Source organism: Kocuria rhizosphaericola, assembly GCF_044462205.1.
Lineage (GTDB): Bacteria > Actinomycetota > Actinomycetes > Actinomycetales > Micrococcaceae > Kocuria > Kocuria rhizosphaericola.
Window position 1 is genome coordinate 19,984 of record NZ_JBISWK010000173.1, and the last position, 7,395, is coordinate 27,378.

The window sequence follows — 7,395 nt, forward strand, 5'->3', positions numbered from 1 at the left end:
TCACCCGCGGTGCCGCGCCGTCGGGTGCAGCTCGACCGTGCCGGCCGCGCCGTCGACCGTCACGACGTCCCCGGTGCGGATCCGCTCCGTGGCCCCGGGCACCCCGACCACGGCCGGGATCCCGTACTCGCGGGCCACGACGGCCCCGTGCGAGATCGGCCCGCCCATCTCCATGACCAGGGCCCCCGCGGTCAGGAACAGCGGGGTCCAGCCGGGGTCCGTGGACGGCGCCACGAGGATCTCACCGGGCTCGAGGCGGGCGCCGCCGGGGTCCACGACCACGCGCGCCGGTCCCGTGACGCTGCCCGGGGACGCCGCGGCGCCCAGGAGGAGCCCGGACGCGGCCGCGGGGCGGACCGCGGCCATGGCGGTCTCTACGTCGGTGCCGTCCGAGAGCAGCACCCGGGGGACGTGCCGGCGGCGAAGCTCCTGCTCGTGGAGCCGCCGCCGCGCGTCGACGACCCCGTGCCGGTCCGCGCCGCCCACGGCCGCCCGGGCCTCGGCGAGGTCCAGGAAGAAGACGTCCTCGGGCACGGCGATCCGCCCCCGCCGGGCGAGCTCCTCGCCCACGAGCCGGAGCTGGTGGCGCAGCCCTGCGAAGGCCAGGATCAGGCCGAACTTGGGCTGCTCGCGCAGGCCGGCGGTCCCGCGGACCCGGCGCAGCCCGTGGGTCACGAGCCGTCCCCGGAGTCCGCCGCGGGCCCGGGCGCGCCGGGCCAGCTCGGCGGCCAGGTCCTCGGCCGCGGACGCCGCGCGGGCGAACTGCCGGTCGGGGGCCTGCTCCGGGTCCTCCAGGCGGAGATAGTTGGCGAGGGCGTTGAGGACGTGCGCGGGGTCCTCGGACCAGCGGGGGACGCCGAGGTCGATCTCGGCCACCGCACGGTGCCCGTACCGCGCCAGGAACTCCCGCAGCTCCCGCTGGGCGACCGGGGGGAGCGCGCCGTCCGCGTAGCGGCGGGCGAGGTCCCGGGCGTCCTCCTCGAGCAGCGCCCGGGCGGACCCGGGATCCTCGCGCAGCCGGACGGCGGTGCCCCACAGGGTGAGGTCCATCTCGGTCGTCACGTTGTGCGGCAGCCCGCGCAGCACCCCGGCCAGCTCGCCCGGCCGGGCGACCGGCCGCAGCAGCCACCGGACGAGGCCGAGCCAGAGGTAGCCGGCGGCGGGGGCCGGCAGCTGCCGCATCAGCAGCGGGACGACGTCGTGGGCGAGGACCCGCTCGACCAGGTCGAGCCGCCGGCCGGCGGGGACGGGCCCGGCCGGGGCGAGGATGCCGCGCAGCTCCTGCTCCGCCTGCTCCGCCCGGCGCAGCGCGGCGGCGGGACGGAGCAGGGCCAGCACCACCCACGGCAGGGCGCGCACCTGGGGCAGGGTCCGGGCGAGACCGACGGCCGGCGGCCACCGGCGGGACCGGACCGGGGCGAAGCGCGGGTCGTCCATCAGATGCCGGAGCACCGCCTCCGAGCGGGTGTCCGCCGCCCGTGCCAAGCGGGTGATCGCCTGCCGCCCCGCCCGGCTGCGCAGCGGCGGGGTGACGTCCACGAAGAGCCGCAGACCGGGCTGGACGTAGCGCAGGAACGCGGCCTCCTCGCCGCCGCCCTGCGGCAGCCAGCCGTCCGCGATCGCCTGGAAGGCCGAGAGGCCCATCGGCGTCAGCGGCCCGGTCAGACCCTGCACGAGGCTGGCGCACAGGTAGGCGCGCACGCCGGGGCCGGCCGTCCCCGGCACGGGATAGAGGGTGGTGACGGGGCGGGACTGCAGCAGCAGGGTCCGGCCGTCGCGGAGCACGGCGAACTCGAGGTCCTGGGGCGAGCCGAAGTGCTCCTGCGCCCGGCTGCCGAGCCGCGCGAGGCCACGGACCTGCTCGTCGCTGAGGCAGGCCGGCCCGGCGCCCCGGCCGTCGCGGAGGACGGCGCCCGTGGTGCGGTCGAGCACGAACCGGTCGGGGTCCACGGTGCCGCCGACCACGGCCGCCCCCGGCCCGGGCGCGGCGTCGATCACCGTCTCGTCCCGGCGTCCGGTGACCGGGTTCGCCGTGAAGAGCACTCCGGAGACCTCGGCGGCCACCATCGGCTGGACCACCACGGCCATGGCCACCGAGCGCGGATCGACGTCCCGGGCCCGGCGGTAGGCCACGGCCCGGTCGGTCCACAGGGAGGCCCAGCACCGGCGCACCGCCTCGAGCACCGCGTCGGCGCCGACGACGTCCAGGACGGTGTCCTGCTGCCCGGCGTAGCTCGCCCCGGGGAGGTCCTCGGCCGTGGCGGAGGAGCGCACGGCGACGGCCACCGACGGACCCAGTCCCCCGTAGGCGGCGCGGACGGACTCGGCCGCCTCCTCGGGGATCCGCGCGGTGGCCAGCGCGGCACGCGCCCGGGCGGCGAGCGCCGGGTCGGTCACCGCCGCGGTGTCCAGGGCGGACGCCGCCTCCCGGTACACGTCGGCGGTCAGGCAGAAGCCGCCGGGGACGGGGAAGCCGGCCGCCAGGAGCGAGCCCAGGCTCGCGGCCTTCCCCCCGACGACGTCGAGGGCGGCGGCGCCGGCCTGCGCCAGGTCGAGCACGGGGCCCGTCGGGCACCGCGCCGGGACACTGTCCATGATGACCTCCGGAGCCGTTCCGCGCGTCCGGTGCGCCGCCCCCGATCGGGGCACCGGACCTCGCCTGTGCCACGAACTCTAGGGGTGCCCGGGCGCGGGCTCAACGGCCCCGGCGGGCCGACGCGGTGGCGGGCACGACGAAGGCCCCGGACCAGGTGGTCCGGGGCCTTCGTCCCGAGTGGTGCCCGCGATAGGATTCGAACCTACGGCCTTCTGCTCCGGAGGCAGACGCTCTATCCCCTGAGCTACGCGGGCCTTTCACCGCCTCAGCGATGAACCTCGACGATACTAGCAGGTTTCCCGGGGTGCTCGTCGACCGTCCCCGCTCGGGCGCTCCACGGCGCCCGGTTACACTGGTCCGGTGACTCCAGAACAACTTTCTCTCGCCGTATCCGCATGCCTGCAGGACGCCGTGGCCCGGGGCGACCTCGCCCTCGCCGACGGCGCCCAGCTGCCGGAGGTGCGGATCGAGCGACCGAAGAACCGGGAGCACGGGGACTGGGCGACCAACATCGCCATGCAGCTCGCGAAGAAGGTGGGGCGGGCCCCGCGGGACGTCGCCGCCGTGGTCAGGGACCGGCTGCAGGACACCGCGGGCGTGGCCGCCGTCGACGTGGCCGGCCCGGGCTTCCTCAACATCACCCTGGACGCCGCCGCCGCCGGGGAGATCGCCCGGACGATCGTGGCGCAGGGCGAGGCCTTCGGCAGGGCGCGGTCGCTGGCCGGTACGGCCGTCAACCTGGAGTTCGTCTCCGCGAACCCCACCGGCCCGGTCCACCTCGGCGGCACCCGCTGGGCCGCGGTCGGCGACTCCCTCGCCCGCGTGCTCGAGGCGCAGGGCGCGGAGGTGGTGCGCGAGTACTACTTCAACGACGCCGGCGCGCAGATCGACCGCTTCGCCCGGTCCCTGCTGGCCCGCGCCCAGGGCGAGCCCGCCCCCGAGGACGGCTACGGCGGGGAGTACATCACCGACATCGCCACGCGGATCGTCGCCGAGAACCCGGGCGTCCTCGAGTCCGGGGACCCGCAGGAGGCGTTCCGCGCCGCGGGCGTCGAGCTGATGTTCGCCGAGATCAAGTCCTCCCTGCACGACTTCGGCGTGGACTTCGACGTGTACTTCCACGAGCAGTCCCTGTTCGACAACGGCGCGGTGGAGAAGCTCCTCGAGCAGCTCAAGACCTCCGGCGCCCTCTACTTCGCGGACGGCGCCTGGTGGCTGCGCTCGAGCGCCTACGGCGACGACAAGGACCGCGTGGTCGTCAAGTCGGACGGCCAGGCCGCCTACATCGCCGGGGACATCGCCTACTTCAAGGACAAGCGGGACCGCGGGGCGGACCTGTGCATCTACATGCTCGGCGCCGACCACCACGGCTACGTGGCCCGGCTCAAGGCCGCCGCCGCGGCGCTGGGCGACACCCCGGACCGCGTCGAGGTGCTCATCGGCCAGATGGTCAACCTCGTCAAGGACGGCGTCCCCGTGCGGATGTCCAAGCGCGCCGGCAACGTGGTGACCATGGAGGACCTGGTCGAGGCCGTCGGCGTGGACGCCGCCCGGTACTCGCTGACCCGCTTCTCCGTGGACTCCAACATCGACATCGACCTGGGCCTGCTGACCCGGCGCTCCAACGAGAACCCCGTCTTCTACGTCCAGTACGCCCACGCCCGCACGTGCGCCGTGGGTCGCAACGCCGAGACGGCGGGCGTGGCCCGCACGGACGAGCGGGGCGAGGCCGTGTTCGACGCGTCGCTGCTGGACCACCCGATGGAGGGGGAGCTGCTGGCCGCACTCGGCCAGTACCCGTCGGTGCTCGCGCAGGCCGCCGAGTTCCGCGAGCCGCACCGCGTGGCCCGCCACCTCGAGGTGATCGCCGGGACGTACCACCGCTGGTACGACGTCTGCCGGGTGGCCCCGCAGGGCGAGGACGAGGTCACCGACCTGCACCGCACCCGCCTGTGGCTCAACGACGCCGCACGCCAGGTCCTCGCCAACGGCCTGGGCGTGCTCGGCGTCTCCGCCCCGGAGAGGATGTGATCGCATGACCGTCGAACGGACCCCCCGCACCGAGGGCTCCCCCCTGGCCCCGGCCTGGCTCGGCGTGCCCGAGGACCTCGACGCGCTCGACCCCGTCATCTGGCCCGACGCGTTCCGCCGCGGCGAGGACGGCGTGCTGGCCGTCTCGGGCATCCCCGTGACGGAGCTCGCGGAGCGCTACGGCACTCCCTCCTACGTCTACTCCGAGGACACGTTCCGGGCGCGCGCCCGCGAGTTCCGCTCCGCCTTCACCGAGGCGTTCGCGCGGATCGGCGCCGAGGTCTCCGTCTACTACGCCGGCAAGTCGTTCCTGACCACCGAGGTGGTGCGCTGGCTGCGCGAGGAGGGCCTCAACGTGGACACCGCCTCGGGCGGGGAGCTGGCCGTCGCCCTGCGCGCCGGCATGGAGCCCGCCCGGATCGCCCTGCACGGCAACAACAAGTCCGCCGCCGAGATCACCCGCGCCCTCGACCACGGCCTCGGCCGGATCGTCGTGGACTCCCTCGCCGAGATCGAGCTCGTGGCCCACCTGGCGCGCACCCTCGGCGTCGTCGCCCCCGTGCTCATCCGGGTCACTCCCGGCGTGCACGCGTCCACGCACGAGTTCATCGCCACCGCCCACGAGGACCAGAAGTTCGGCCTGTCCCTCGCCGCGCCCGAGGGCGGCGGGGACAGCCCCGCCATGCAGGCCGTCGCCGCGTGCGTCCTGGAGGACGGGCTCGACCTGCGCGGGATCCACTGCCACATCGGCTCGCAGATCTTCGACGCCGACGGCTTCGGGATGGCGGCCGAGCGGGTGCTCGCCTTCATGGCCGACGCCGACGAGCGCTTCGGCCTGACCCTGCCGGAGCTCGACCTCGGCGGCGGCTACGGCATCGCCTACACCGAGGCCGACACCCCCCGCCCGGCCCGCGAGATCGCGGAGGCCCTCGCGGACCAGGTGGCCGGCGCGGCGCGGTCCCTGCGGATGGCGGTCCCGCACCTGTCCATCGAGCCCGGCCGAGCGATCTCCGGGCCGGCCGCGTGCACCCTGTACACGGTGGGCACCCTGAAGACCGTCACGGTGGAGTCCGGTGCCCGGCGCCGGTACGTCTCCGTGGACGGCGGGATGAGCGACAACGCCCGGCCCGTACTCTACGGGGCCGACTACACCGCCGTGCTCGCCAACCGCCGCGCCGAGGGGCCTCCCGTGCTCTCCCGGGTGGTGGGCAAGCACTGCGAGTCCGGGGACATCGTGGTCCGGGACGTCTACCTGCCCGCGGACCTCGCCCCCGGGGACGTGCTGGCGGTGCCCGCCACCGGCGCCTACTGCTGGGCCCTGTCCAGCAACTACAACTGGATCGCCCGCCCGCCGGTCGTCGCCGTGCGCGCCGCCGGGGACCGGCCGGAAGCCCGTCTCATCGTGCGGGGCGAGACCGAAGAAGACCTGTTCGCCCGCGACCTGGGAGCCTGATTGACCGCCTCGACCCCTGAGACCACCCGCCCGCCCTCGACCGTCAAGGTCGCCCTGCTCGGTGCCGGCAACGTCGGCGCCGAGGTGGCCCGGACCCTGCTCGACCACGGCCCCGAGTTCGCCGCCCGCGTGGGCGCGCCCGTCGAGCTCGTCGGCATTGCCGTGCGGGACCTCGCCGCCCGGCGGACCGTCGAACTGCCCGAGGACCTGCTCACGACGGATGCCGAGTCCCTCGTCGACGCCGCGGACGTGGTCATCGAGCTGACCGGTGGCATCGAGCCGGCCCGCAGCCGCATCCTGCGGGCCCTGCACGCGGGCAAGCCGGTGATCTCGGGCAACAAGGCCCTCATCGCCCGGCACGGCCGCCAGCTCCAGGACGCGGCCGACGCCGCGGGCGTGCCCCTGTCCTACGAGGCTGCCGTGGCCGGTGCGATCCCGATCGTGCGGCCCATGCAGGACTCCCTCGCGGGGGACCGGGTGGACCGCGTGCTGGGCATCATGAACGGCACCACGAACTACATCCTCGACCAGATGGACACCACGGGCGCGCAGTTCGACGACGCCCTCGCCGAGGCGCAGCGGCTCGGCTACGCCGAGGCGGACCCCACGGCCGACGTGGACGGCCACGACGCCGCGGCGAAGGCCGCGATCCTCGCGTCCCTCGCCTTCCACTCGACCTTCACCATCGACGACGTGTACACCCGCGGCATCACCGGCGTCACGGCCTCGGACGTCGCCGCCGCCCGCGAGGCGGGCTACGTGATCAAGCTGCTGGCCGTCTGCGAGCGCTGCCCGGACGGCGTGAACCTGCGGGTCACCCCGACCATGATCCCGCGCGAGCACCCGCTGGCTGGCGTGCACGGGGCCTACAACGCCGTGTTCGTCGAAGCCGCGAACGCCGGCTCCCTCATGTTCTACGGGGCGGGCGCGGGCGGTGCCGCCACGGCCTCGGCCGTGCTCGGCGATTTCGTCTCGGCCGCGCGCCGGGTCGTGCTCGGCGGCCCGGCCCAGGGCGCGGACCCCCACGCCCAGCTGCCCGCCGCGCCGATGGACGACGTCCGCACGAGCTTCTCGATCACCCTGACGGTCCAGGACCGGCTCGGGGTCCTGGCGCGGATCGCCCAGATCTTCGCCGACCACGGCGTGTCGATCTTCACGATGCAGCAGAAGGACCACCCGCACGGCGACCCGCAGCTGTCGGAGATCCGCCTCGTGACCCACCGGGGCGCCAACAAGGACCTCGTGGCGACGGTGGACGCCCTGCGCGAGCTGCCCTTCGTCGAGGAGGTCGCCGGCGTGATCCGCGTGGAGCACG

General features: G+C 75.2%; 4 protein-coding genes and 1 tRNA gene. 3 read left to right on the top strand and 2 right to left on the bottom strand.

The window, feature by feature from the left end:
• Entirely contained in the window at nt 1-2,595 is a 2,595-nt protein-coding gene (locus ACH9D2_RS17755; RefSeq protein WP_396364152.1) for a PEP/pyruvate-binding domain-containing protein, read from the bottom strand.
• 179 nt (nt 2,596-2,774) lie between these two features.
• Nucleotides 2,775-2,850 (bottom strand) — tRNA-Arg (locus ACH9D2_RS17760).
• 106 nt (nt 2,851-2,956) lie between these two features.
• On the opposite strand from ACH9D2_RS17760, the gene argS reads away from it, so the two are divergent.
• The 3 genes from argS to ACH9D2_RS17775 all read left to right on the top strand — a co-directional run.
• Nucleotides 2,957-4,627 carry an arginine--tRNA ligase gene (gene argS, locus ACH9D2_RS17765; RefSeq protein WP_396364153.1) on the top strand — a complete coding sequence of 557 codons (1,671 nt, stop codon included), beginning with the start codon at nt 2,957-2,959 and terminating at the stop codon, nt 4,625-4,627.
• Between the two features lie 4 nt (nt 4,628-4,631).
• Nucleotides 4,632-6,080: a diaminopimelate decarboxylase gene (gene lysA / locus ACH9D2_RS17770; protein WP_396364154.1), complete on the top strand. Its 1,449-nt coding sequence runs from the start codon at nt 4,632-4,634 to the stop codon at nt 6,078-6,080.
• Nucleotides 6,081-7,395, top strand: a 1,315-nt coding sequence (locus ACH9D2_RS17775) for a homoserine dehydrogenase (RefSeq protein WP_396364155.1), incomplete at its 3' end; no start/stop codon positions are given.